This is a genomic window from uncultured Corynebacterium sp. (assembly GCF_902782855.1).
Classification (GTDB): domain Bacteria; phylum Actinomycetota; class Actinomycetes; order Mycobacteriales; family Mycobacteriaceae; genus Corynebacterium.
In genome coordinates, this window is sequence record NZ_CACZOO010000345.1 from 1 (window position 1) to 24,525 (window position 24,525).

The 24,525-nt window shown below is 67.0% G+C and carries 21 protein-coding genes and 2 pseudogenes; 9 read left to right on the forward strand and 14 right to left on the reverse strand.

Annotated features, from left to right (window positions below; all coding sequences use genetic code 11):
* Positions 1-535 (reverse strand): transaldolase family protein (locus QZV72_RS13935; RefSeq protein WP_297009268.1); only part of this gene is annotated, 535 nt, incomplete at its 3' end.
* A gap of 38 nt (positions 536-573) precedes the next feature.
* Positions 574-2,655 carry a transketolase gene (gene tkt / locus QZV72_RS13940; RefSeq protein WP_297009270.1) on the reverse strand — a complete coding sequence of 694 codons (2,082 nt, stop codon included), beginning with the start codon at positions 2,653-2,655 and terminating at the stop codon, positions 574-576.
* Between the two features lie 179 nt (positions 2,656-2,834).
* Here tkt and QZV72_RS13945 point away from each other — a divergent pair, with 179 nt between their 5' ends.
* The gene (locus QZV72_RS13945; protein ID WP_297009272.1) at positions 2,835-3,755 is read left to right on the forward strand and encodes a heme o synthase; all 921 of its coding nucleotides are present in this window, start codon (positions 2,835-2,837) and stop codon (positions 3,753-3,755) included.
* Here the strand turns inward: QZV72_RS13945 and QZV72_RS13950 are convergent.
* The 6 genes and pseudogenes from QZV72_RS13950 to mptB all read right to left on the reverse strand — a co-directional run.
* Positions 3,731-3,881, reverse strand: a pseudogene (locus QZV72_RS13950) (IS110 family transposase); the annotation flags it as partial. The gene QZV72_RS13945 and the pseudogene QZV72_RS13950 sit on opposite strands and share 25 nt — an antisense overlap.
* Positions 3,882-3,936: 55 nt before the next feature.
* Positions 3,937-4,065 (reverse strand): annotated as a pseudogene (locus QZV72_RS13955) (transposase); the annotation flags it as partial.
* 181 nt (positions 4,066-4,246) lie between these two features.
* Complete coding sequence (locus tag QZV72_RS13960; protein WP_297009297.1) at positions 4,247-5,311, reverse strand: heme A synthase; 1,065 nt, start codon at positions 5,309-5,311, stop codon at positions 4,247-4,249.
* Positions 5,312-5,415: 104 nt separating this feature from the next.
* Positions 5,416-6,216 carry an ABC transporter permease gene (locus QZV72_RS13965; protein WP_297009274.1) on the reverse strand — a complete coding sequence of 267 codons (801 nt, stop codon included), beginning with the start codon at positions 6,214-6,216 and terminating at the stop codon, positions 5,416-5,418.
* Entirely contained in the window at positions 6,213-7,157 is a 945-nt protein-coding gene (locus QZV72_RS13970; RefSeq protein WP_297009276.1) for an ABC transporter ATP-binding protein, read from the reverse strand. The genes QZV72_RS13965 and QZV72_RS13970 overlap by 4 nt, the downstream gene beginning before the upstream one ends.
* Positions 7,154-8,851 carry a polyprenol phosphomannose-dependent alpha 1,6 mannosyltransferase MptB gene (gene mptB, locus QZV72_RS13975; RefSeq protein WP_297009278.1) on the reverse strand — a complete coding sequence of 566 codons (1,698 nt, stop codon included), beginning with the start codon at positions 8,849-8,851 and terminating at the stop codon, positions 7,154-7,156. The genes QZV72_RS13970 and mptB overlap by 4 nt, the downstream gene beginning before the upstream one ends.
* Positions 8,852-9,047: 196 nt before the next feature.
* Here mptB and QZV72_RS13980 point away from each other — a divergent pair, with 196 nt between their 5' ends.
* Genes QZV72_RS13980 through QZV72_RS14010 form a run of 7 tightly spaced genes read left to right on the forward strand, consistent with a single transcriptional unit; the run spans position 9,048 to position 15,435 of the window.
* Positions 9,048-9,713, forward strand: coding sequence for a metalloregulator ArsR/SmtB family transcription factor (locus QZV72_RS13980; protein WP_297009280.1), 666 nt, complete (start codon positions 9,048-9,050; stop codon positions 9,711-9,713).
* 1 nt (position 9,714) lies between these two features.
* Positions 9,715-11,193, forward strand: a complete 1,479-nt coding sequence (gene sufB, locus QZV72_RS13985; protein ID WP_297009281.1) for a Fe-S cluster assembly protein SufB — start codon at positions 9,715-9,717, stop codon at positions 11,191-11,193.
* Between the two features lie 4 nt (positions 11,194-11,197).
* Positions 11,198-12,394, forward strand: a complete 1,197-nt coding sequence (sufD, locus tag QZV72_RS13990) for a Fe-S cluster assembly protein SufD (RefSeq protein ID WP_297009282.1) — start codon at positions 11,198-11,200, stop codon at positions 12,392-12,394.
* 52 nt (positions 12,395-12,446) lie between these two features.
* Positions 12,447-13,211, forward strand: a complete 765-nt coding sequence (sufC, locus tag QZV72_RS13995; protein ID WP_297009284.1) for a Fe-S cluster assembly ATPase SufC — start codon at positions 12,447-12,449, stop codon at positions 13,209-13,211.
* A gap of 14 nt (positions 13,212-13,225) precedes the next feature.
* The gene (locus QZV72_RS14000) at positions 13,226-14,473 is read left to right on the forward strand and encodes a cysteine desulfurase (RefSeq protein WP_297009286.1); all 1,248 of its coding nucleotides are present in this window, start codon (positions 13,226-13,228) and stop codon (positions 14,471-14,473) included.
* 39 nt (positions 14,474-14,512) lie between these two features.
* Positions 14,513-14,974, forward strand: a complete 462-nt coding sequence (sufU, locus tag QZV72_RS14005) for a Fe-S cluster assembly sulfur transfer protein SufU (RefSeq protein ID WP_297009287.1) — start codon at positions 14,513-14,515, stop codon at positions 14,972-14,974.
* 35 nt (positions 14,975-15,009) lie between these two features.
* Positions 15,010-15,435: a metal-sulfur cluster assembly factor gene (locus tag QZV72_RS14010; RefSeq protein WP_297009289.1), complete on the forward strand. Its 426-nt coding sequence runs from the start codon at positions 15,010-15,012 to the stop codon at positions 15,433-15,435.
* Here QZV72_RS14010 and QZV72_RS14015 read toward each other — a convergent pair.
* Positions 15,414-16,565: a lycopene cyclase family protein gene (locus tag QZV72_RS14015; RefSeq protein ID WP_297009290.1), complete on the reverse strand. Its 1,152-nt coding sequence runs from the start codon at positions 16,563-16,565 to the stop codon at positions 15,414-15,416. The two genes, QZV72_RS14010 and QZV72_RS14015, sit on opposite strands and share 22 nt — an antisense overlap.
* Positions 16,566-17,025: 460 nt before the next feature.
* Here QZV72_RS14015 and QZV72_RS14020 point away from each other — a divergent pair, with 460 nt between their 5' ends.
* A complete protein-coding gene (locus QZV72_RS14020) occupies positions 17,026-18,654 on the forward strand; it encodes an ABC-F family ATP-binding cassette domain-containing protein (RefSeq protein WP_297009291.1) in 1,629 nt (542 codons plus the stop codon).
* 226 nt (positions 18,655-18,880) lie between these two features.
* On the opposite strand, the gene QZV72_RS14025 is transcribed toward QZV72_RS14020, so the two are convergent.
* From QZV72_RS14025 to acnA, 5 genes are all read right to left on the reverse strand, one after another.
* A complete protein-coding gene (locus tag QZV72_RS14025; RefSeq protein ID WP_297009292.1) occupies positions 18,881-19,651 on the reverse strand; it encodes a hypothetical protein in 771 nt (256 codons plus the stop codon).
* Between the two features lies 1 nt (position 19,652).
* The gene (locus QZV72_RS14030; protein WP_297009293.1) at positions 19,653-21,026 is read right to left on the reverse strand and encodes a PFL family protein; all 1,374 of its coding nucleotides are present in this window, start codon (positions 21,024-21,026) and stop codon (positions 19,653-19,655) included.
* A 17-nt stretch (positions 21,027-21,043) separates the two neighbouring features.
* A complete protein-coding gene (locus QZV72_RS14035; RefSeq protein ID WP_297009294.1) occupies positions 21,044-21,310 on the reverse strand; it encodes an ACT domain-containing protein in 267 nt (88 codons plus the stop codon).
* 105 nt (positions 21,311-21,415) lie between these two features.
* Positions 21,416-21,976, reverse strand: a complete 561-nt coding sequence (locus tag QZV72_RS14040) for a TetR/AcrR family transcriptional regulator (RefSeq protein WP_297009295.1) — start codon at positions 21,974-21,976, stop codon at positions 21,416-21,418.
* 34 nt (positions 21,977-22,010) lie between these two features.
* A partial coding sequence (gene acnA / locus QZV72_RS14045) for an aconitate hydratase AcnA (RefSeq protein ID WP_297009296.1) occupies positions 22,011-24,525 on the reverse strand: 2,515 nt, incomplete at its 5' end.

Consider the following 24,525-nt stretch of genomic DNA (forward strand, 5'->3'; position numbering starts at 1 on the left):
CCACCTGGCGGTAGCGCTCGAGGGAGAAGATCAGGGTGACGTTGACGCAGATGCCGTCGGCCAGCGCATCCGACACGGCGGGCAGCGAGGCGTCGGTGGCGGGGATCTTGATCATCACGTTCTCGCGCCCGACGCGCTCACGCAGGTCCTTCGCCTGGGCGATGGTCTCCCCGGGGTCCCCCGCCAGACGGGGGTCGACCTCGATGGAGACCCGGCCGTCGACGCCGGCGGAGTCACGGTAGACGTCGTCGAAGATGTCACAGGCGTCCCGGACGTCATCGACGGCCATGGTGAACACGGCCTCGGTGGCGTCAGCGCCGGTGGCCCTGAGTTCGGCGATCTGTGCGTCGTAGGCGGTGCCTTTCGACATCGCGGAGGCGAAGATGGCGGGGTTGGTGGTCACGCCGACCACGCCGGAGGTGCTGATGAGTTCGGCGAGGTTACCGGAGGTGATCCGGTCGCGGGACAGGTCGTCGAGCCAGACCGAGGTACCGGCGGCAGCGAGGTCGGCTACAGGGGTGGTGGAGGAGGACATCGGACGAAATACCAGCTTTCGGGGAGGGGAGAGTCGGATCAGATCTGGGAGCGGGCGGCGTCCGCCACGGCCTCAGCGGTGATGCCGTACTCCCGGTAGAGGGTCTTGTAGTCGGCGGAGGCGCCGAAATGCTCAAGGGAGATGTTCACGCCGGTGAGGCCGGTGTAGGCCTTCCACGGCATGGCGATACCGGCCTCGACGGAGACCCTGGCGGTGACGGCGGCGGGCAGCACCGACTCACGGTAGGCGGCGTCCTGGGCCTCGAACCACTCCATGCACGGCACGGAGACGACGCGGACGCCGATGCCCTCCGCCCCCAGGGTTGCGGCGGCCGCCACAGCGAGCTGCACCTCGGAACCGGTGGCCAGCAGAATGACCTGCGGAACCTCGGTGGAGGACTCGACGAGGACGTAGGCCCCGCGGGTGACACCCGCAGCGGCCTTCTGCGCGGTGCCCTCGAGCACCGGGACGTTCTGCCGGGTGAGGATGAGTGCCTTCGGCGCGGCCGGCGCTTTCAGCGCCGCAGCCCAGGCCTGGACGGCCTCGTTCGCGTCGGCGGGGCGGATCACCGAGAGATTCGGGATGGCGCGCAGCGCAGCGAGATGCTCGACCGGCTGGTGGGTCGGGCCGTCCTCACCGAGGCCGATGGAATCATGCGTCCACACGTGGTAGACGTCGGTGCTCATCAGGGCGCCCAGGCGGACTGCGCCGCGCATGTAGTCGGCGAACTGGAGGAAGGTCGCGCCGTAGGGGCGGGTGCCGCCATGCAGCGCGATGCCGTTGAGGATCGCACCCATGGCGTGCTCCCGGATGCCGAAATGCAGGTTACGGCCGTAGGGCTCCGCGGTCCAGGCGTCGGTGGAGATGGACTCCGGGCCGAAGGAGGGTGAGCCCTTGATGATCGTGTTGGTCGAACCGGCGAGGTCGGCGGAGCCGCCCCACAGCTCGGGCAGCGTCGCGCCGAGGACCTGCAGCGCAGCCTCAGAGGCCTTGCGTGTCGCGACCGACGCTCCGGCCTCCCAGGTCGGTAGGTCGGCGTCGAACCCGGACGGCAGTTCCCGGGCGGTCAGCCGGTCGAGGAGAGTCTTGCGCTCCGGATCGGCTGCGCCCCAGGCGTCGAACCTCTGCTGCCACGCGGCGCGGTCCGCGGCGGCGCGCGCTCCGAGTTCACGGGTGTGCGCGATCACCTCGTCGGCGACGGCGAAACTCTCCGTGGGGTCGAAACCGAGCGCCTTCTTCACCCCGGCGACCTCATCGGCGCCCAGGGCGGCACCGTGGACGCCACCGGTGTTCATCTTGGTCGGGGCGGGGTAGCCGATGACCGAGCGGATCCGGATGAAGCTCGGGCGGGAGGTGTCCGCCTGCGCCTCATCGACGGCCGCAAGGATACCGGTGACATCCTCGGCGTTGGCCTCGAGGGTCTGCCAGCCGTAGGCGGCGTAACGTGCGACGACGTCCTCGGTGAAGGCGATGTCAGTGTTGTCCTCGATGGAGATCGAGTTGTCGTCCCAGAACACGATGAGGTTACCGAGCTGCTGGGTGCCAGCCAGTGAGGACGCCTCGGCGGTGACGCCCTCCTGCATGTCGCCGTCAGAGGCGATGACGTAGATGCGATGGTCGAACGGGGATTCACCGGCCGGAGTTCCCGGGTCCAGCAGACCACGCTCGCGGCGGGCGGCCATGGCCATGCCCACGGCGGACGCCAGGCCCTGACCGAGCGGACCGGTGGTGATCTCCACACCTGCGGTGTGGCCGACCTCGGGATGACCCGGAGTGAGTGAACCCCAGGTGCGCAACGCCCTGAGGTCGTCGAGTTCCAGGCCGAATCCGCCGAGATAGAGCTGGATGTACTGGGTCAGTGAGCTGTGACCCGCGGACAGCACGAAGCGATCGCGGCCGACCCAGGACGGGTCGGACGGATCGTGCCGAAGTACACGCTGGTAGAGGGTGTAGGCCAGGGGGGCGAGGGACATGGCGGTGCCGGGGTGTCCCGAACCGCAGTTCTCGACGGCGTCCGCTGCGAGCACGCGTGCGGTGTCGACCGCCCGGGTGTCCAGCTCTGTCCAGTCGTCCGGGTAATTCCGGACGGTACGGGATTCGAGTTCCGGGGGGAGAGTCACGCTGGTACTGCCTTCCTGATACGGGAGTATTGTACCCAGACAGTGTAGATCCCCGGCAGCTCCCGTGGTGCCGTGGTACGGCGGTTTCCGGTCACCGCGGGCACTCGGGTAACCTGACGGTCTGGCAGCGCCGCCGTGAGACGGCGACATGACGGTGGCGTACGGAGGACAGAAGACCCGTGGAGAAGATCAAGGCGTACATTTCGCTGACCAAACCACGGGTCATCGAGCTGCTCCTGGTTGCCGCCATCCCGTCGATGCTCCAGGCCCAGCGTGGTGAGATCGATCTCGGTCTCGTCCTGCTGACGCTCGTCGGCGGATGGATGGGGGCTGCGGCGGCGAACTCTTTCAACATGATCGCCGACTACGACATTGACCAGGTCATGCGGCGCACCCACCGCCGTCCACTGGCCAAGCACACCGTCACCAAGGGGCAGGCGACGGTGTTCGCGTGGTCACTGACGGTCGCCAGCGTACTGTGGCTCTGGCTGCTGTGCGACTCGTGGTTGGCTGCGGTGTTCATCCTGGTCACCATCGCCTTCTACATCTTCGTCTACACGAAGTGGCTGAAACGGCGCACCTGGCAGAACGTCATCTGGGGAGGGGCTGCCGGCTGCATGCCGGTGATGGTCGGCTGGGCCACCACGACCGACGCCACGGGCGGTGCGTTCCACGCAGGCTGGGATTCCTGGGCGCAGGCCCTGGTCCTGTTCCTCATCATCTTCTTCTGGACGCCGCCCCACACCTGGGCACTCGGTATGCGCTACCGCGAGGACTACGAGGCCGCCGGTGTACCCATGATGCCCGTGGTGAAGCCTCCGTTGGAGGTCACCAGGCAGATCCTCTGGTACACCTGGGCCACCGTGATCTGTTCCCTGCTGCTGGTGCCCGCAGCAGGCTGGGTCTACGCGGTCGTTGCCGTTGTCAGTGGTTCCTGGTTCATCATCCGGGCGCAGGGGCTGCACAACGGTGTCAAGAAGGGCGTGAAGGTCAAGCCGATGAACCTCTTCTTCCTGTCCAACAACTACCTCTCGATCCTGTTCGTGGGACTGTCGGTGGATGCGGTGATCGGACTTCAGACCATCGCAGACATGCTCTGACTGGACGGCAGCTCCCGGAAGAACTCACCGCAGGCCGGCATCGCGAAGATGACGTTGCACCGTCGACATGCCAGGCACATCACCGCTTCCGTTGTGCCGCTTGCCCTCGGCCCGCTTCCTGGCATAGCACGACCCCGATGCCCCATGGCAGTTCGACGCAACCCACGCCGATCTGCACCAGGACACTGCGCACCCGGTTGATCGTGCGGGTGGTGTCGGCGATGATGAACGCGTCCCGGGGATCGGTCTTGGACTGCCCGGGATACAGGTCAGCGGTCTTACTCATCGCCAGGCCTGGCAGGTGGGCCACGATGTCTCCCAGCCCGGTTTCCGCAGGTGGGGAGGTGGGGAAGAACGTACCGTAGCGGGTCCGGGGCGCACCTTACTGCGACTCCGACCGGGGCCACATTCCCGTCAGACGGATCAGGCCCCGCAGACGGATGTCTGCAGGGCCCGGGGGAACAACCGGCGGGAAGAACCCGGAGATCCGGTCAGTGGGTGGCGTCGCGGGGTGAACCGGTCAGTTCCGCCGGTCCCGTTGAAGCGTCCCAGTTGTCGAAGTCGCGGTCGAGAGCAGCGTCCCCGCGCCGGAACCGCATCGCCCACAGCAGACCGGTGGCGGCAGTGAGTATCGCGGAGCCGATCACGTGCAACGGCACCGTCCACCGTGGGACGTTCATGTTGTACTGCACGATGCCGACGACGGCCTGCAGTACGATGCCGACGATCAACCAGCCCGAGACTGTGAGGATCCGACGGTCCACGCGCACCGCGAAGAGGCCTGCGAGCAGTCCGACGGTAACTCCGAGGTAGAGGTACATGCCGTGGGCGTGGAGGTTCGCCATCTCGATCAGCGGGATCTGGAGACGGTCGGATTCCTTGATGGCGTCGTCGCCGGCATGCGGACCGGAACTGGTCGTCATCGTGCCGGTGATGAGCACCACGGCCAAGGACGCCGCGGAGATCCAGGTGGCCCACCGCAGTGGTGCGGGCATACCGGAACGTCGCCGACCGTCGTCAGGCTCGCCCACCTTGACCACCAGTACCGCGGCGAAGAAGGTCAGCAGCATCGACGGCAGGAAGTGCGCCATCACCATCCACCAGGCCAGGTCCATGTGGACGGTGATGCCGCCGAGAACCGCCTGGACGATGATGCCGATGCCCTGGAGGAAGGCGAGGTGCTGGATGCTGGACCGGCGGGCGGCACGGAGCACGGCCAGGAAAGCGAGGATCGCGGCGACGGAGACCACGAAGGTGAGCAGCCGGTTGCCGAATTCGATGGCCTGGTGGACGGCGGGCGCGGCGCCTGACTCGGGGACCAGCGATCCGGGCTGGCACTGCGGCCAGGTGGGGCAGCCGAGCCCGGATCCGGTCACCCGGACCAGCGAGCCGGTGAAGGTGATGCCGCCCTGGCAGCACATCAGGATCACCGCGTAGAGCCACTGGCGTCGGACGGTGGGGACAGGCAGCCGTCGGCACAGGCGCAGAATCGCGGTGTAGAAGGCGAGGATGCCCCGGTGGAAGCCGTTGCGCGTCTGCGCCGTCCGCTCCCTCATTCTCACCAGGGCCTCCGCCACATCGGCCGGGGGAGCTCCTGGTGCCGGAGTCGCCGGCGGGGTCGTCTGGGAAGTCTCGGGCGTCGTCGTCACGGCCCCTGAGTCTAGTCCCCGTCCATCGTGAACGAGAACCAGCGCAGTGCGGCGAGGGTACCCCCCACACCCCACACGAGCAGGATGATGAGCGACGGGACGTTGAAGGAGCCGGCGGCGGCGTCCACCAGACCGTGGGTGAGCGCGACCGAGGGGAGCAGGTCCAGGACGTCGGTGGCGGCTTCCGGTAGTTCGGGGTCGAGTACGGTGACGACTGCTGCTCCCATGAGCAGGAACCAGAGCGTGTTGCCGAGGGCGAGGACCAGGTCGGACCCCAGCGTCCCACCGAGCAGCAGTCCCAGCGAGGTGAAGGTGGCGGCACCGATGAGGATGAACACGGCAGCGGGCAGTGTCCCCACCAGGTCGGGACGCCAGCCGAGGAACACGGCGATGGTGGTGAGCAGAACCAGCTGGACGGTGACGGCGGAGAGCACGGCGGCGAGTTTCCCACCGATCAGCGCCCAGGTCGGGACTCCGGACGCACCGATGCGTTTCAGTGCGCCGTAGCGGCGGTCGAACGCCACGGCGATGGACTGGCCGGTGAATCCGGCACCCATGAGCGCGATACCGAGAGTCATCGGGTAGATCTGGTCCACCGGATCGTCGAAGTCGGTGACCGGAAGCAGACTGAAGACAATGAGCATGCCCACCGGGATCACCAGGGTGAGAAGCTGCTGTTCACCGTGCCGGAGGAACAGCAGGCTCTCGATTCTCGCCTGAGCGCGCAGCAACTTCGCCGCAGGGGCCGGCGCCGGCCGGGGGCTGAAGGTGCCGGGGGCGAAGCGATCGGTGGTGTGTCGGGTGGGGCTCATGCTCGGATCTCCCGTCCGGTGATGTCGAGGAAGACGCTCTCTAGACTGCGCTGTTCCACGCTCAGTGAGGTGACGAGGGTGCTCTGGCCCGCCATGGCGGCGGTCAGCGCGGCGATGAGTTCCGGCGAGACCGGTGCGGTGACCGTGAACCGGTCCGGGCGCACTGAACTGACGATGATCCGGGGGTCCGCCAGCCGGTCCTCCAGTGCCGCGAGATCGACCGGTGAGCCGCAGCACACCGAGATCACCGGGTCGGCGGTGCTGGTGAGTTCGGAGATGGAACCCTGGGCGACGACGGCTCCGTGATCTATGATGACCACCTTGTCCGCCAGTGCCTCCGCCTCATCCATGAGGTGTGTGGTGAGCACCACGGAGACCCCGTCCCGGCGCAGCGCGGCGATGAGGTCCCAGACGGCGAGGCGTGACTGGGCGTCCAACCCGGCGGTCGGCTCGTCGAGGAAGACCAGTTCCGGACGCCCCACCAGAGCGAGCGCGAGCGAGAGCCGTTGCTGCTGCCCGCCGGACAACCGGCGGTAGTTGGACTTCTCGTGGCCGGCGAGTCCCACGGTCTCAAGGAGCCAGTCAGGATCGAGCGGATCGGCGGAGTAGGACGCCGCGAGCCGCAGCATCTCCCCGACGCGGACGCCGGGGTATGCCCCGCCGCCCTGGAGCATGATGCCGATACGGGTGCGCAGGCGGTCGGCCTCGGTGACCGGGTTGAGCCCGAGCACACTCACGGTACCTGCGTCCGGGGTGATGAACCCCTCACACATCTCGACGGTCGTGGTCTTCCCGGCACCGTTGGGGCCGAGGAGCGCGAGGACTTCCGCGCGTCCCAGCTGAAGATCGAGGCCGTCAACGGCGGTCACCGGGCCGAAGCGTTTGACGACGCCGCGGAGCTGGAGCACCGGCCCATCGACCGGGGTGGATTCACTTCTCACGGCGATCCACTGTAGTCGGCGGCACGGACACGGCGGTAAAGCATGGCGCCGATGACCAGTAGCACGAGAAAGAAGATGATGAACATCACGTAGATCAGGGAGACCGTCGAGGGCGGCAGATTGAGGCCGCGCGGGAGGACGAAGAAACTGAGCACTGTGGAGATCGCTCCGACCGCAACCCGGAACACCGGGCGGTCCGCCCACGCCGCCAACGGCATGATCGCCCAGAGGAGGTACCAGGGGTGGACGACAGGAAAGAACACGACCAGGAAGAAGGTGGCCACGCCGAGGCCTCCGACAGGGTGGATCGTGCCGCGGAAGGCGGCCCAGAGCATGCGCACGACCCAGAAGGCGCCGATGCACAGGCCGACGGTCCGCGCGGCACCGAGCGCGACGTCGGTGTGGTCGCCGAGTCCGAGTCTCTCGCCGACCGTGCCTGACAACAGACCGGCGTCGGAGGTGACCGACATCCAGCTGACGACGTCGGCCGCGCCCCCCTGGACGGTCACCCAGCCGAGTCCGAGACCGGTGCCCAGGGAGAACAGCAGGACCACGACGAGCGCGCCGGTGAGGAAGACACCGGCGGCGACGGCGAGGTCGCGCAGGCGTCCGCCGAGATAGCGGGCCAGTGCCACCCCGGCGAAACCCAAGGCGAGAAAGGCGGTGACCTTGACCATGCCCGCGCAGCTGATGAGCACCATTCCGCATACCCCGGCCGTCACCCGGCGACAGGTGCCGAGATCGGTGAGCCGGTCGGTGGACTTCAGGGAGAGCTCCAGACCGGTGAGCAGCAGACCCATCATCAGGGCCTCGTTGTGCAGGCCGCCGATGAGGTGCAGCGGGACCAACGGGTTGAGGACGCCGAGCCACAGTGTCGCCTGTGGCCGGATGCCGCAGCGGCGGGCGAGCCGCACCACGGCCCACGCGGCGAGGACGACGCCGAGGACGGCGACCAGGCGGTGCAGGACCACGGCGGCACCGACGGTGTCGCCGGTGATCCGGGAGATCACCGCGGCGATACCCACGGCCACCGGGCCGTAAGGCGCCGGCGAGTGAGCCCAGACGAGCGGTACCGACCTGGCGAGCGGGTCGTCGACACCGAGCAAATCCGCCGGTCCGCCGGAATACGGGTCGAGTCCCTGTGCCGCGATCGACCCTTGTGCCAGGTAGGAGTAGATGTCCTGGGTGAACAGCGGGGCGGTGACGACGAACGGGAGCGCCCAGGCGAGGAGGACCCGGTAGAGCGTCCGCAACGGGGCGACCGGGGACGGGGTCCCGTCGTCACGGACGGAGGGGATGCAGTAGCGCCACATCATCAGCCAGCCGAGGACGAGGAACCCGATCCCGACGAACACGGTGACCGTGGTGCTGTGCAGCAGCAACGACAGGAAGCCCACCACCGGCAGGGACCAGAGGCTGTTGTCGACCACCGGAACCGCCCCGGCGCCGAGGCCGCCGAGGGCGGCGAGGACGGCTCCGAAGGTTCCGGCGAAGGCCGCGGTGCGGAAGCGGGTGCGTTCGCGGGGAGTGAAGGGGACCGGTCCGGTGGCGGCGGCCTGTGCCGGGGAACCGGTGGAAGTGTCCGCTGTACCCCGGTGGAGCAGTGCACTGCGCGATCCTGCGGCACCGATGCCGGGGAGCAGGGAACGCAGCCCTGCGGTGTCAGGGCGGTCCGGTTCGTCTGGGTGGGGCACACGGGCAGTCTACCGGTGCCGCCGGTGCGCCCCCGGTGTTGCGTAATTCGTGGAGCGGGGCACGCTCGAAAACTCCAGCTCAGCCTACCCTTATTAGACAACGGGAAGGAATTACGCCACACTCTTGTTGTCTAATCATGACGGGTCCGGAAGAGCTCCGGGCCGGACCAGGCACAACACCAAGGAGGTGGGCACGATGAGCGAGGGGGACACCCGGCGTTCCATCCTCACCCAGATCCTGCGGAACGGCCCGGTCAGTGCGTCCGACATCGGTGACACGCTGGGTCTCAGCACCGCCGGTGTCCGTCGGCACCTGGACAATATCGTCGCCGACGGACTCGCTGAGACCGTTGAGGCGCCCCGTTCCACAGCAGCCCGTTCCCGCGGCCGCGGTCGACCGGCCCGACTGTTCCGGCTCACAGACGCCGGCCGGGGACAGTTCGGCCATGATTACGACAGTCTGGCACTGCTGGCCCTCCGGGCCCTGCGGGAGACCGGCGGAGATGCCGCGGTCGAACGATTCGCCGACCGCCGCATGGAGGAACTCTTCAGCGGGGTCGACGCGGAGGCCGACAGTTCCGTCGTCGAACAGGCCCGGAGCATCGCCGGCGCCCTGACGGCACGCGGGTACGCCGCCACCGTCGACCATGCCGGCGGCGGCGTCCAGATCTGCCGCCACCACTGTCCCGTCCAGGACGTGGCACACGAGTTCCCGGAGCTCTGCGCCGCTGAACACCGGGTAGTCGCGGAACTGCTCGGCCGGCACACCCAGCCGTTGGCGACCATCGCCGACGGCAACGGCATCTGCACCACCCACATTCCGCTGACCACCATCCACCCTTCCCCCCAGAAGGAGAGCTGACATGACTCAAGCAGCACAGACACCGCCGGACGCCGTCGAAGAGGCGCGCCAGGCCAAGGACCAGGAGAAACTGCGTCAGGATGACGCGATCATCGACTCCATCGGCGCCTACGAGTACGGCTGGCACGATTCCGATCTCGCCGGTGAGACGGCGCAGCGCGGACTGTCCGAGGACGTGGTCCGGATGATCTCGGCGAAGAAGAACGAACCCGAGTGGATGCTCGAACGCCGACTCAAGGCCCTCGACACCTTCGAACGCAAGCCGATGCCGACCTGGGGCGCGGACCTCGACGACATCGACTTCGACGACTTCAAGTACTTCGTCCGCTCCACAGAGAAGCAGGCCACCTCCTGGGAGGAACTGCCCGAGGACATCAGGAACACCTACGACAAACTCGGCATCCCCGAGGCGGAGAAGCAGCGCCTGGTCGCCGGGGTCGCCGCCCAGTACGAGTCCGAGGTCGTCTACCACCAGATCCGTGAGGACCTGGAGGCCCAGGGCGTCATCTTCCTCGACACCGACACCGCGTTGCGGGAGCACCCGGACCTGTTCAAGGAGTACTTCGGTACGGTCGTCCCGGCCGGCGACAACAAGTTCGCCGCTCTGAACACGGCCGTCTGGTCCGGCGGGTCCTTCGTCTACGTCCCCAAGGGCGTCCACGTGGAGATCCCGTTGCAGGCGTACTTCCGGATCAACACCGAGAACATGGGCCAGTTCGAGCGCACCCTGATCATCGTCGACGAGGGTGCCTTCGTTCACTACGTCGAGGGCTGCACCGCCCCGATCTACCAGTCGGACTCGCTGCACTCCGCGATCGTCGAGATCATCGTGAAGAAGGGCGGCCGCTGCCGGTACACGACCATCCAGAACTGGTCCACCAACGTCTACAACCTGGTGACCCAACGCTGCCGCGCCGAGGAGGGTGCGACCATGGAGTGGGTCGACGGCAACATCGGCTCGAAGATCACGATGAAGTACCCGGCGGTGTGGATGACCGGTCCGCACGCCAAGGGCACTGTGCTCTCCATCGGTTTCGCCGGTGAGGGACAGACCCAGGACACCGGCGGCAAGATGGTCCACATGGCGCCGTACACCTCGAGCACCATCGTCTCGAAGTCGGTGGCCCGCAACGGTGGTCGCGCCGCCTACCGCGGCCTGGTCCAGGTCAACAAGGACGCCCACCACTCCACCTCGAGCGTGGAGTGTGACGCCCTGCTGGTGGACTCGATCTCCCGGTCGGACACCTACCCCTACAACGACATCCGCAACGACCACGTGACCCTCGGCCACGAGGCGACGGTCTCCCAGGTCTCCGAGGACCAGCTCTTCTACCTGATGAGCCGGGGACTGGAGGAGGACGAGGCCATGGCGATGATCGTCCGCGGCTTCGTCGAGCCGGTGGCCAAGGAGCTGCCGATGGAGTACGCGCTGGAACTCAACCGCCTGATTGAACTGCAGATGGAAGGATCGGTGGGTTAGAACAATGACCACCCCGATGACCACCCCGACCACCCGGTCGACTCTCACTCCGGCGAACCGGACCCCCACCAAGGGGGACCGTTTCCAGTCCACGAACCCGGAGGACTTCCCCGTCCCCTACGGTAAGGACGAGGACTGGCGCTTCACCCCCATGCGCCGTCTGCGCGGACTGCAGAAGAACGACGGTGCCCCTGCTGCCCGCCAACGGATCACGGTAGACACCGCAGGTCAGGCCGGTGTCGCCTACTCCGAGATACCGATGGACGATGCACGTGTCGGTCGCGCCGGTCTCCCGGTCGACCGTCCTGCCGCAGAGGCGTGGACCAACTGCCCCGTCGCCGACCACATCAGTGTCGACAAGGACGCTGTCCTGACAGAGCCGATCAACATCGTCGTCACCGGCGCCGGCGACGAGGTCACCTCCTACGGCACCACCGTGGTCGACCTCGGCACATTCGCCGAGGCCGTCGTCGTCATCCGCTACGAGGGTGACGGTGTGCACTCCGACAACCTCGAGTTCGTGCTCGGTGACGGTTCCAAGCTCACCGTCGTCGTCTGGGAGGACTGGGGGCGCACCGCCGTGCACCTGTCGAACTCGCACATTCTCGTCGGCCGGGACGCCACCATCCGCCACACCGCCGCCGTCTTCGGCGGTGACGTGGTCCGTTCCCTGCCGCACGTGCGTTACGCCGGGCCGGGCGGGGACGCCGAGATGCTCGGTGTCTACTTCGCCGACTCCGGCCAGTACTTCGAGCAGCGGCTCCTCATCGACCACAGTCAGCCGAACTGCCGGTCCAATGTCCTCTACAAGGGCGCGCTGCAGGGGGAGGAGGGCCGTCACGGCACCGAGGCCCGCACCGTGTGGATCGGGGACTGCCTGATCCGGCCGGACGCCACAGGCACCGACACCTATGAGAAGAACAACAACCTCGTGCTCACCGGTGGTGCGCGCGCGGACGCCATCCCGAACCTGGAGATCCAGACCGGTCAGATCGTCGGCGCCGGCCACGCCGCGACTGTCGGCCGTTTCGATGACGAGCACATGTTCTACCTCATGTCCCGAGGTATCCCCGACAACGAGGCCCGCCGCCTGATCATCCGTGGCTTCTTCTCGGACGTCATCCGGCGGGTGCCCGTCGAGCAGGTCCGTGACAGCCTCGAGGACGTTGTAGAGCAGGAGCTCGTCAACACCGTCCTGTGACACACCGTCCTGTCCCACAGCCCCAACCGCAGAAGAAAGCAGCGTCATCCCGATGAGCACCCTCGAAATCAAGAACGTTCACGCCCAGGTCGTCCCCCAGGAGGAGGGCGAGGAGCCGAAGCCGATCCTCCATGGTGTGAACCTCACCATCAACTCCGGTGAGACCCATGCCATCATGGGGCCGAACGGCTCCGGCAAGTCCACCTTGTCGTATGCCATCGCCGGCCACCCGAAGTACGAGATCACCGAGGGCGAGGTCCTCCTCGACGGTGAGAACCTGCTGGACATGGATGTCTCCGAGCGTGCCCGCGCCGGACTGTTCCTCGCTATGCAGTACCCGGTCGAGGTGCCGGGTGTCTCGATGGCCAACTTCCTGCGCTCCGCCGCCACCGCCGTGCGCGGCGAGGCCCCGAAGCTGCGGGCATGGGTCAAGGAAGCGCGTCATGCGATGGACGAGCTCGAGATCGACCCGAGCTTCTCGGAGCGCTCCGTCAACGAGGGTTTCTCCGGTGGTGAGAAGAAGCGGCACGAGATCCTGCAGCTCGGTCTCCTCAAGCCCAAGTTCGCCATCCTCGACGAGACCGACTCCGGTCTCGACGTCGACGCGCTACGCATCGTCTCCCAGGGCATCAACAACTACCGGGAGCGGGAGAACGGGGGCCTGCTGCTGATCACCCACTACCAGCGGATCCTCAACTACGTGAAGCCAGACTTCGTGCACGTGTTCGCAAAGGGCCGCATCGTCGAGTCCGGTGGCCCGGAGCTCGCCGAGGAGCTGGAGGAGCACGGCTACGAGAAGTACACCCACAAGGTCTAAGAGGGAACCACCGAATGATCACGACACTGGACACCACCGCGGTTCGCGCGGATTTCCCGATCCTCTCGCGGACCGTCCGTGACGGTCGTCCACTCGTGTACCTGGACTCCGGGGCGACCGCCCAACGGCCGCTGCAGGTCCTCGATGCCGAGCGGACCTTCCTCACCGAGCACAACGCCCCCGTCCATCGCGGCGCCTACCAGATCGCCGAGGAGGCGACCGACGCCTACGAGGACGCCAGGGAGACCATCGCCCGCTTCGTGGGCGCCGGTTCCCACGAGATCGCCTTCACCAAGAACGCCACCGAGGCGCTCAACGAGGTCGCCTTCATCCTGGGCGACCCGCGCAGCGGTGACCTGGCGGTCGGGGAGGGTGACGAGATCGTCATCTCCGAGGTCGAGCATCACGCCAACCTCGTGCCCTGGCAGGAGCTGGCGCAGCGCACCGGGGCGACCCTGCGTTGGTACACCGCCACCGCGGACGGGCGGATCGACCTTGACAGTCTCCAGCTCTCAGAGCGGACGAAGGTCGTCGCCCTGACCCACCAGTCGAATGTCACCGGTGCCCAGCTCGATGTCGATGACGCCGTGCGCCGCGCCCACGCGGTGGGTGCGCTGTTCGTCCTCGACGCCTGCCAGTCGGTGCCGCACATGCCGGTGGACCTCCACGCCCTCGACGTGGACTTCGCCGCCTTCTCCGGACACAAGATGCTGGGGCCCAACGGTGTCGGCGTCCTGTACGGGAGGGAGTCCCTGCTCGACGCCCTCCCGCCGTTCCTCACCGGTGGCTCCATGATCGAGCTGGTGACCATGGAGAAGACGACTTTCGCGGCCCCGCCCCAGCGGTTCGAAGCCGGTACACAGATGACCTCCCAGGTCGTCGGACTCGGCGCAGCGGTGAAGTACCTCGAGAGCATCGGGATGGACGCCGTCGCCGCCCACGAGCACGACCTCACCGCCTACACCCTGGCGAAGCTGCAGGAGATCGGGGGATTGCGGATCATCGGTCCGGCCACCGCCGACAACCGTGGGTCGGCGGTGAGCTTCGTCGTCGACGGTATCCACCCGCATGATCTCGGTCAGGTCCTCGATGACCAGGGGATCTGCATCCGCGTCGGGCACCATTGTGCGTGGCCGGTGCACCGCTGCCTCGGCGTCCAGGCCACCGCCCGGGCGAGCTTCTACCTGTACAACACCCGCGACGAGGTGGACGCGCTGGTTGCCGGCGTCCGTCACGCCCAGGACTTCTTCGGCACCCGGTAAGTCACCGGCGTCCCCGGTGGAGAAAGCGAGACACTGACCGTGAAACTCGAGCAGATGTACCAGGAGGTCATCCTGGACCACTACAAGAACCCGCAGCATGCGGGACTCCGCGAGCCGTTCGAGGCCGAGGTGCACCATGTCAACACCTCCTGCGGTGACGAGGTGACACTGCGGGTCCACCTCAGTGACGACCAGAAGACCGTCGAGGATGTCTCGTACGACGCCCAGGGCTGCTCGATCAGCCAGGCCTCCACCTCGGTCATGGCCGAGGAGATCATCGGGCTCCCCGTCGGGCAGGCTTTCGCCAAGCTCGCGGAATTCGAGAAGATGGTGACCAGCCGAGGTGAAGAGGAGGGTGACGAGGATCTGATCGGAGACGGCATCGCCTTCGCCGGGGTGTCCCGGTACCCGGCCCGGGTCAAGTGCGCGTTGCTGGGGTGGAAGGCCTTCGAGGCCGCCGCCCTCGACGCCGGTGTGCCCCGTCCGACTTCCACCCGCTGAAACCCCGCACCGACCGAACTGAAAGGACAGCCGCTGTGAGTGACGAGAACACCACCTCTGAGCCGACCGCCCCGCAGATGGACCCCAATCCGCTCAACGACGTTCCTGAGCCGCCGAAGGACCAGACACCGGAGCAGGTACAGCTCGCCGGCCAGATCGAGGAGTACATGCTCGACGTGATCGACCCTGAGCTGGGCATCAACGTCGTGGATCTCGGTCTGGTCTACGATATCTGGGTGGAGGGCGAGGGAGATTCCGTCGCGGTGATCAACATGACCCTCACCTCACCTGCCTGCCCACTGACCGACATGCTCGAGGACCAGTCGCAGGCTGCCGTGGTCGGCAACATCGACCAGATCGCCGAACTGCGTATCAACTGGGTGTGGTCCCCGCCGTGGGGCCCCCACATGATCAACGAGGAGGGCCGGGAGCAGCTCCGCTACCTGGGTTTCAGCGTGTAGTACAGTGCCTTGGGCAGTGGGAGGAGGAAGGGCAGGACATCCGCCGGGAACCGCGCCAGCGAGACCATCGCGGCGGTGACCGCCAGGGCGTCCTGCCCTTCGAGGTATCCGTGTTGCAGGCGCACGGGCAAGCGGAAGAAAGCGTCGAAGAAGCGGGGGAGGACCTCCGCACCGGCACGGACGACGAGCTCGCCGCCGAGAAGCCGGAGTCGCCAGGCCAGCGCCGCAGAGACCCTCCGGCGGCAGGGGACCGGACGCCCGGTGACGTGGGCTGCGAGCTGGTCGAGCACCGTGTCCGCCGCGGCGATGGCGGCGGCCACGGAATAGCCGGTGGCAGGGTGAGTGAATCCCCCGGCCGCGCCGAATGTGGTGACACCGTCCTGGTCGGGACCGAGGTACCAGGGGCGGCGTCGACGGTCCAGGGGAAAGTGGACGATCTCGGTACCGGTTGCGTGCTCCGCAGTCTCGCCGAGCCGGGAGAGCAGGCGACGGCGCAGTTCCGGCAGCATGTCCCGGGACGGTGTCCGGGTGGCCAGGACGGTCTCCTCGACGAGGACCCGGTCACCGACGTCCTGGATGTAGAGGAAGCTGGGCGTTGCGGGGCCCGGTGCAACGGCTGCCGTCCACGGGGACGGACGCCAGTCCATGAACTCTGCGGTGGTGTATCCGGCGTTGTGGGCGACGGGTGTCGGCAGGAAAAGCCCGTAGGCGATCTGCCGTACCGCACCGGGGCGGTCGACGACTCCCCGACAGTCGACGACGGCGTCCACGCCGAGGCGTCCGACGGTCGGGGCGTCCACCCGGCGTCGGTGCAGCCGGATTCCGGGCGCCAGGCGACGCCGGGCCTCTGTCCGGTCGACGACACCGTACCCACCGTAGCCGAGGTGCCGATGGTCGGGTGTGTGAGCACTGAGGCCGGGAGAGATGGAGACGAAGGGGAGGAGGGTACGGGCCCAGTGCGGCAGCGTTGCCAACGGTATGCCGTAGGTGCTGCGCCACTCAGGCAGGGTCGGGGTGCCGTCGACCTCCCGACAGGCGGGGTCGTAGCCGTCCACTGTCCAGCCACGGGTCACGGCGCGGTGGGCGAGAACGGCACCGGCGGGCCCCAAGCCCAGAACGGCAATGTGCATGACGAGGATTCTACCCCCGCTGCCAGGGTATCCCGCCGCCGGGTGCGGCAACGCCGAACTGCACCTGACCTGGGTGAACAGACTTCATGAGGAAATATTCTGTCACGCGGATGCTTTTCCACCACCCCCAGAGTAACAACCCAGGGAAAAAGAACTAACTTTTCTCTGGCGAAACACCGCGCCGCCAGATAGATTCATTCATGTCCACAAGGATCACTTTTCATGGGATCCGGAAAGGACTCCTCGGAGGTTGGGTCACACAGGGGACTCCGGGACCACGCGGAAGTGTGGGGTGGGACGCCCGCGGGACATCCCGTCACGGTATCTCTCTCCTTGGGCGGGAGGTGGAGAGCGCGGTGCCCACCCCCACGACCGTGTGCGAGGTGGTGTGACATGCCGGGGACAAGGGTACACGGCGCGGGTGCGGACCGGTGGAGACTCCATGATACGCTGGACCGTTGTGATTGTTACCCAGGATCTTGAAGTGCGTGTGGGGGCCCGCACCCTCCTCAACGCCCCCGGACAGCTGCTCCGCGTCCAACCGGGGGACCGGATCGGGCTCGTCGGCCGGAACGGCGCCGGCAAGACCACGACCATGCGCATCCTCTCCGGGGAGACCGAGCCCTACGGTGGCAAGGTGATCACCTCCGGCGAGATCGGCTATCTGCCGCAGGACTCCAAGGAGGGCGATATCGAGCAGACCGCCCAGGACCGCATTCTCTCCGCACGTGGTCTCGACCAGCTGCGCTCCGCGATGGACCGACAGCAGGAGCTGATGGAGTCCGGGACCGACGCCCAGCGGGACGCCGCCATCATCAAGTACAGCCGCCTGGAGGAGCGCTACAGCGCACTCGGCGGCTACGAGGCCGATTCCGAGGCCGCGCGGATCTGCGACGGCCTCGGTCTGCCGCAGCGTGTCCTGGACCAGCAGCTCAAGACGCTCTCCGGTGGCCAACGACGCCGCGTGGAGCTCGCACAGATCCTCTTCGCCGCGACCTCCGGCTCGGGACGGTCCCAGACCACCCTGCTGCTCGACGAGCCGACCAACCACCTCGACGCGGACTCGATCCACTGGCTGCGCGGCTTCCTGCAGAAGCACGAAGGCGGTCTGGTCATGATCTCCCACGATGTCGACCTGCTCAATGACGTGGTCAACAAGGTCTGGTTCCTCGATGCCGTCCGCGGCGAGGCGGACGTCTACAACATGACGTGGAAGAAGTACCTTGACGCCCGGGCAACCGATGAGGCGCGTCGGCGCCGTGAGAAGGCCAACGCCGAGAAGAAGGCGGACGCCCTGCGTAAGCAGGCCGCGAAACTGGGGGCCAAGGCCACCAAAGCCGCCGCCGCCAAGCAGATGCTCGCCCGTGCCGACAAGATGATCGACAACCTCGACGAGGTCCGTCAGGAGGACCACTTCGCGACGATCAAGTTCCCGGAGCCCGCCCCCTGTGGCAAGACCCCGATGTTCGCCAAAGGTCTGACCAAGATGTACGGTTCGCTGGAGGTGTTCGCCGGGGTCGACCTGGCGATCGACAGAGGATCCCGTGTGGTCGTTCTCGGCTTCAACGGCGCCGGTAAGACCACCCTGCTCAAACTGTTGGCAGGAGTGGAGCGTACTGACGGGGAAGGCGGGATCGTCTCCGGGCACGGTCTGAAGATCGGCTACTTCGCCCAGGAACACGACACCATCGACCCGGACGCCACCGTCTGGGAGAACACCGTCAGCGCCTGCCCGGACTCCGATGAACAGGACCTCCGCGGCCTGCTAGGCGCCTTCATGTTCTCCGGCGAGCAGCTCAACCAGCCGGCCGGAACCCTGTCCGGTGGTGAGCAGACCCGCCTGGCACTGGCCACGTTGGTCAGTTCCCGGGCCAATGTACTGCTGCTCGATGAGCCCACCAACAACCTCGACCCGCAGTCCCGTGAGCAGGTGCTGGACGCCCTGCGCACCTACACCGGGGCGGTCGTCCTGGTCACCCACGATCCGGGAGCCGTGAAGGCACTGGAGCCCGAGCGCGTTATCGTACTCCCGGACGGAGACGAAGATCTGTGGTCGGACGCGTACATGGAGATCGTGGAGCTGGCGTAGGGTCTGTTCCGGCCCCGGGGAGACCGGAGTCCGCCCGCCGGTGCCCGTCGACGCGGCAGCACTGGAGCGTACCACCCGGCGGCGGATGTTCCGGAAGACATGGGCCTCCATCGCCCGGCACCATCCGGGCCCTACCCTCCGCAACCTGACCGCACCCGGGCCGCGGGTGTCCGTCAAGACCTTCCCGCCTACCGGGCCGACGAGGCGGCGTGAGCGCCCACGACGCTCACCGGATTCCGGCCGCCTCCAGGGCGGCGAGGATCTGGGTGTCGGTGAGGCCGGTGGTCACCGTGGCGGACTCCACCGGCGAACCGACGATATAGCGCGCCACGGTCCAGCCGTTGCAGTACTCGGGCTCGGTGAGGTCGAGCGGTCCCGGGGCGGTCCGCAGACCGTGCGGCTTCCCGTCCCGGTCCGCGAGCACCTGGAACGGTGACGTGGTCACGGTGAACGGTTCCGTCCCGTCGGTGGGGAAGATCTCCACCCCTGCGCGGAACCAGTACCGGACATCCTGGTTGCGGCCACGGTCCCCTCGCGGACCCGTCGACGGGCCGTGACGGACAACGCGGTCGAGCCAGGCAGCGCCCACTCTCGCCGGGGCGAACCGGACCCACCCCTGTCGCCACGCCGCATCGAGCGTGCGCAGTCCCACCCGGCGACGCTGCACGGACACCAGGGTGAGTACACCGAGGACCAGTGCAAAGACGGTGAACACCAGGGCCACGACAGGCCCTCCCGCCACCAGGCAGGTCAGCGCCAGAACCAGCAGCACGACCGTCACACCGACCAGCAGGAGGTGGGGAGTCGACAGGCCCAGGGCATGGATCCCGCCGGTCGGCACTGCGCCCGAGGATCGCAGTGAGACGGCCACCGCCGAATCATCGGGCCCGTCCGGTGAGGGGAGGTCGAAACGGCCTGAGGACGCACCGTCCCGCAGGAACCCGCCGGGGTCGTCGACCTGGGTGGAGGTGCGGGCGTGCGTGAACAGGACCGGCATGTCAGTTTCGGAAGCCGTGGACAGGGGCGGGGATGAAGCCCCCGCGACCGATGAAGCCGTCGTTGCCGACAGTGTGCACCGGCATCACCGGCGCGTGCCCGAGCAGGCCACCGAAGTCGACATCCTCACCGACACCGCAACCGATCGCCGGGATGACACGTACCGCAGTGGTCTTGTGGTTCATCATGCCGATGGCGGCCTCGTCGGCGATCATGCCGGCGATGGCGGTGGCGGGGGTGTCACCGGGGACCGCGATCATGTCCAGACCCACCGAACAGATGGCGGTCATGGCTTCAAGCTTGTCAACGGTCAGGCTACCGGCGCGGACCGCGTCAATCATTCCGGCGTCCTCACTGACCGGGATGAAGGAACCGGACAGTCCGCCGACCCGCGAGCAGGCCATCATGCCGCCCTTCTTCACGGCGTCGTTGAGCAGAGCGAGGGCCGCAGTGGTGCCGTGCGTACCGACCTGGTCAAGTCCCATATGCTCCAGGATGTGTGCGACCGAGTCACCCATCTCGGCGGTGGGGGCAAGTGACAGGTCGACGATCCCGAAGGGGACGCCCAGCCGCTCCGCCGCCATCGTACCGACGAGCTGGCCGGTGCGGGTGATCTTGAAGGCCGCCTTCTTGATCTCCTCGGCGATCTCGTTGAGGGTGGTATCCGCACCCGTCGCGGCGACCGCACGGTCGACGACTCCGGGGCCGGATACACCGACGTTGATGACACAGTCCGGTTCCTCGACACCGTGGAAAGCACCCGCCATGAACGGGTTGTCGCCGACAGCATTGCAGAAGACCACGAGCTTGGCGGCGGCGATCGACCCGCGGTCAGCGGTGGCCTCGGCGCAGCCACGGACGATCCCGCCCATCTCACGCACGGCGTTCATGTTGATGCCGGCACGGGAGGAGCCGATGTTCACCGAGGAGCACACCACATCGGTCTCACTGAGCGCCTCCGGGATGGAACGGATGAGCCGCTTGTCGCCGGCGGTCCCACCCTTCTCCACGAGAGCCGAGTAGCCGCCGATGAAATCGACACCGATCTCGGAGGCGGCGCGGTCCAGCGCCCTGGCGATGTCCACCGGGTCGCAGCCCGGCACCGCGGAAGCGACGATGGCGACGGGGGTGACGGAGACGCGTTTGTTGGCGATCGGGATCCCGAGCTCACGCTCGATCCCCCTGGCGACCGGGACAAGGTCACGGGCACGGGTGGTGACCATGTCATAGACCGCGTCACAGGTCGCGGCCGAGGTCGCGCGGACGCAGGGCAGGAGGTTGACACCCATGGTCACGGTCCGGATATCCAGCCGGTAGCGCTGGATCATCGCGATGGTCTCGAGAATCGAGGAGGAGGGGAGGAATGCGGCGGTCATCTGTTCGGTCGGTCCCCTCAGATGTGGTGCATCGCGTCGAAGATGGCCTGTGACTGAATGGTGATGACGAGCTTCTGCTCGTCCTCCACCAGCGCCATACGCTCGTCGACGGCGGTGACGTCGAGGTCGTCGGGCAGCTCCACGTGGAGGATCATGGTGAACCACTTGTCCATGATCGTCTGTGAGACGTTGCGGATGTTGATGGAGAGGTCGGCGCAGGCGGTGGAGACGGCGGCGATGATGCCGGTGTGGTCCCGTCCGGTGACGGTCATGATCGCGATCATTCCGTCCATGCTACCGCCCCGGATTCCTCGCGAGACAGACGGGCCCGCCACCCCGGGGTACGGGGTGGCGGGCTGTCTTCCGTTCGATCTTGGTGAACGGGGCCGTCAGGCTCGCAGTGACTGTTCGATAAGGTCCAGGGCGTCCGGGAGCCGGTCGCTGACCCTGTCGGATCCGAGGTGGGACATGACCCCCTCGAGGGTCAGCTCCAGCAGCTGGATCGCCGTCTCGAGATCGATGTCCGTCCGCATGCGTCCACTGTCCCGTTGCTCGGTGAGCCGGGCGGTGACCGCTTCACGAAGCGCCCGCTGGTCGGTGTCCCAGGTGGTGCGGAGCTCCTCGTCGACGCGGATCCGCCGGGTGATCTCCACACGGAGACTCCACCAGTTCACGAGATCGGGTTCCTCCAGGATGTACCTGATGAGACCGATCATGCCTCGGGAGGACGCCAGCTCCGTCATCCGGAGCATGTCACGGTGCGCCACCGTCCGGAACAGGGTCTCCTTGTTCCGGAAGTGGTGGAAGATGGCTCCCCGGGACTTCCCGGTGGCCTTCTCCAACCGCGATACGGTGGCACCGTCATACCCGTAGGTGACGAAGCACATACGGGCTGCGGCCAGAATGTCGGCCCGCCGCTCAGAAAGGTCGATGTCACTGACCTTCGGCATGCGTCGTGCCCCTTCCGGGAGAAGAGTCGCCTGACTAGACGGTCTTCATCATGTTACGGAGCACGTACGGAAGAATGCCACCGTTGCGGTAGTAGTCGGCCTCGCCGGGGGTGTCGATACGGGTGACTGCGTCGAACTCGATGACGCTCCCGTCCACCTTGGTCGCGGTGACCTTGATGGTCTCCGGGGTGACTCCCTCGTTGAGGGTCTCGATACCTTCGATGTCGAAGGTCTCGGTACCGTCGAGGCCCAGGGACTTCCAGGACTCACCGGCCGGGAACTGCAGCGGGACCACGCCCATGCCGACGAGGTTGGAGCGGTGGATACGCTCGAAGCTCTCGGCGATGACGGCCCTGACGCCCAGCAGCAGGGTACCCTTGGCCGCCCAGTCGCGGGAGGAACCGGTGCCGTACTCCTTGCCACCGAGGACGACCAGGGGAGTGCCCTGCGCCCTGTAGTTCTCGGAGGCGTCGAAGATGAAGGACTGCGGGCCACCCTCCTGGGTGAAGTCGCGGGTGTAGCCTCCGGTGACACCGTCGAGCAGCTGGTTCTGCAGCCGGATGTTCGCGAAGGTACCGCGGACCATCACCTCGTGGTTACCACGACGGGCGCCCAGGGAGTTGTAGTCCTTACGCGCGACACCCTTGGAGTCCAGGTACTGGGCGGCCGGGGTACCGGGCTTGATGGAAGACGCCGGGGAGATGTGGTCGGTGGTGACCGAATCGCCCAGGAGGCAGAGGACGCGGGCGCCGTGGACGTCGGTGACAGGGGCCGGGGTGGGCTCCATGCCGTCGAAGTACGGTGCCTTGCGGATGTAGGAGGACGCGTCGTCCCACGCGAAGGTCTTCCCCTCCGGCACGGGCAGGGACTGCCAACGGTAGTCACCCTTGAAGACGTCCGCGTAGTCCGCGGTGTACAGCTCACGGGAGATAGAGGACGCGATGACCTCCTGGATCTCCTCGGTGGAGGGCCAGACGTCCTTGAGGAAGACGTCGTTGCCGTCCTGGTCCTGGCCGAGCGGCTGGGTCTCGAAGTCGAAGTCCATGGTGCCGGCGATCGCGTAGGCGATGACCAGGATCGGGGACGCCAGGTAGTTCATCTTGATGTCGGGGGAGATGCGACCCTCGAAGTTACGGTTGCCGGACAGGACCGCGGTGGCGGCCAGGTCGGCGTCGTTGATGCCCTTCGAGATCGGCTCCGGCAGCGGGCCGGAGTTGCCGATGCAGGTTGTGCAGCCGTAACCGACGAGGTAGAAGCCCAGCTTCTCGAAGTCGTCCCAGAGGTTGGCCTTCTCGAAGTAGCCGGTGACGACCTGGGAGCCCGGGGCCAGGGTGGTCTTGACCCAGGGGGCGGACTGGAGCCCCTTGGCGACGGCCTTGCGTGCGAGCAGGCCGGCACCGACCATCACGGACGGGTTCGAGGTGTTCGTGCAGGAGGTGATGGACGCGATGGCGACCATACCGTGGTCGAGGACCATGTCCCTGCCGTTGTAGTTGACCTCGATCGGGTTGGAGGGTCGACCCTCGTTACCCCTCGCCGCGGAGGGCAGGTTGCCCTTGGCGTCCGCAGCGGAAGCCGGATTGCCGGTGTGTCCACCGACATTGCCGCCCTCGGCCACGAAATCCTGCGCCTCCGCGTTGCCGGAGGTGCTGTCGGTGTAGTTGTGCAGGTCCTTACGGAACTGCGCCTTCGAATCGGACAGCTCGATGCGGTCCTGCGGTCGCTTCGGACCGGCGATGGACGGCACGACGGTGGACAGGTCCAGCTCGAGGTACTCGGAGAACGTGGGCTCGTTGTCTTCGGCGGTTTCCGGGTCCAGCCACATACCCTGCTCCTTGGCGTACGCCTCGACGCGGGCGAGGGTCTCCTCGTCACGGCCGGTCAGGTGCAGGTAGTTGATGGTTTCACGGTCGATCGGGAAGATCGCGGCGGTGGAACCGAACTCAGGGGACATGTTACCGATGGTGGAGCGGTTGGCCAGAGGAAGCTCAGCGACACCCTTGCCGTAGAACTCCACGAACTTGCCGACCACGCCGTGCTGGCGCAGCATGTCGGTGATGGTGAGCACCACGTCGGTGGCGGTCACGCCGGCGGGGATCTCACCGCTGAGCTTGAAGCCGACGACGCGCGGGATGAGCATCGAGATCGGCTGGCCGAGCATGGCTGCCTCCGCCTCGATACCGCCGACGCCCCAGCCGAGGATACCCAGGCCGTTCTCCATGGTGGTGTGGGAGTCCGTGCCGACGCAGGTGTCAGGGTAGGCCAGGCCGTCCTTGTCGAAGACGGTACGGGCCAGGTACTCGACGTTCACCTGGTGGACGATGCCGGTTCCCGGGGGGACGACGCGGAAGTTGTCGAAGGCACCGGTGGCCCAACGGAGGAGCTTGTAGCGCTCCTCGTTGCGCTGGTACTCGATGTTCACGTTCTTCTCGAGGGCGTCGGCGTCACCGAAGGCCTCGATGATCACGGAGTGGTCGATGACCAGCTCAGCCGGGTTCAGCGGGTTCACGTCGTCAGCGTTACCGCCCATGGCGACCACCGCGTCGCGG

Coding starts and splice junctions, on each gene's coding strand:
- QZV72_RS14000 (WP_297009286.1), top strand. CDS start 13,226: ATGATCACGACACTGGACACCACCGCGGTTCGCGCGGATTTCCCGATC.
- QZV72_RS14025 (WP_297009292.1), bottom strand. CDS start 19,651: ATGCCGGTCCTGTTCACGCACGCCCGCACCTCCACCCAGGTCGACGAC.
- sufB (WP_297009281.1), top strand. CDS start 9,715: ATGACTCAAGCAGCACAGACACCGCCGGACGCCGTCGAAGAGGCGCGC.
- QZV72_RS13960 (WP_297009297.1), bottom strand. CDS start 5,311: ATGAGGGAGCGGACGGCGCAGACGCGCAACGGCTTCCACCGGGGCATC.
- QZV72_RS14035 (WP_297009294.1), bottom strand. CDS start 21,310: ATGATCGCGATCATGACCGTCACCGGACGGGACCACACCGGCATCATC.
- QZV72_RS14030 (WP_297009293.1), bottom strand. CDS start 21,026: ATGACCGCCGCATTCCTCCCCTCCTCCTCGATTCTCGAGACCATCGCG.
- QZV72_RS14040 (WP_297009295.1), bottom strand. CDS start 21,976: ATGCCGAAGGTCAGTGACATCGACCTTTCTGAGCGGCGGGCCGACATT.
- sufC (WP_297009284.1), top strand. CDS start 12,447: ATGAGCACCCTCGAAATCAAGAACGTTCACGCCCAGGTCGTCCCCCAG.
- QZV72_RS13965 (WP_297009274.1), bottom strand. CDS start 6,216: ATGAGCCCCACCCGACACACCACCGATCGCTTCGCCCCCGGCACCTTC.
- sufD (WP_297009282.1), top strand. CDS start 11,198: ATGACCACCCCGATGACCACCCCGACCACCCGGTCGACTCTCACTCCG.
- QZV72_RS14015 (WP_297009290.1), bottom strand. CDS start 16,565: ATGCACATTGCCGTTCTGGGCTTGGGGCCCGCCGGTGCCGTTCTCGCC.
- QZV72_RS13980 (WP_297009280.1), top strand. CDS start 9,048: ATGAGCGAGGGGGACACCCGGCGTTCCATCCTCACCCAGATCCTGCGG.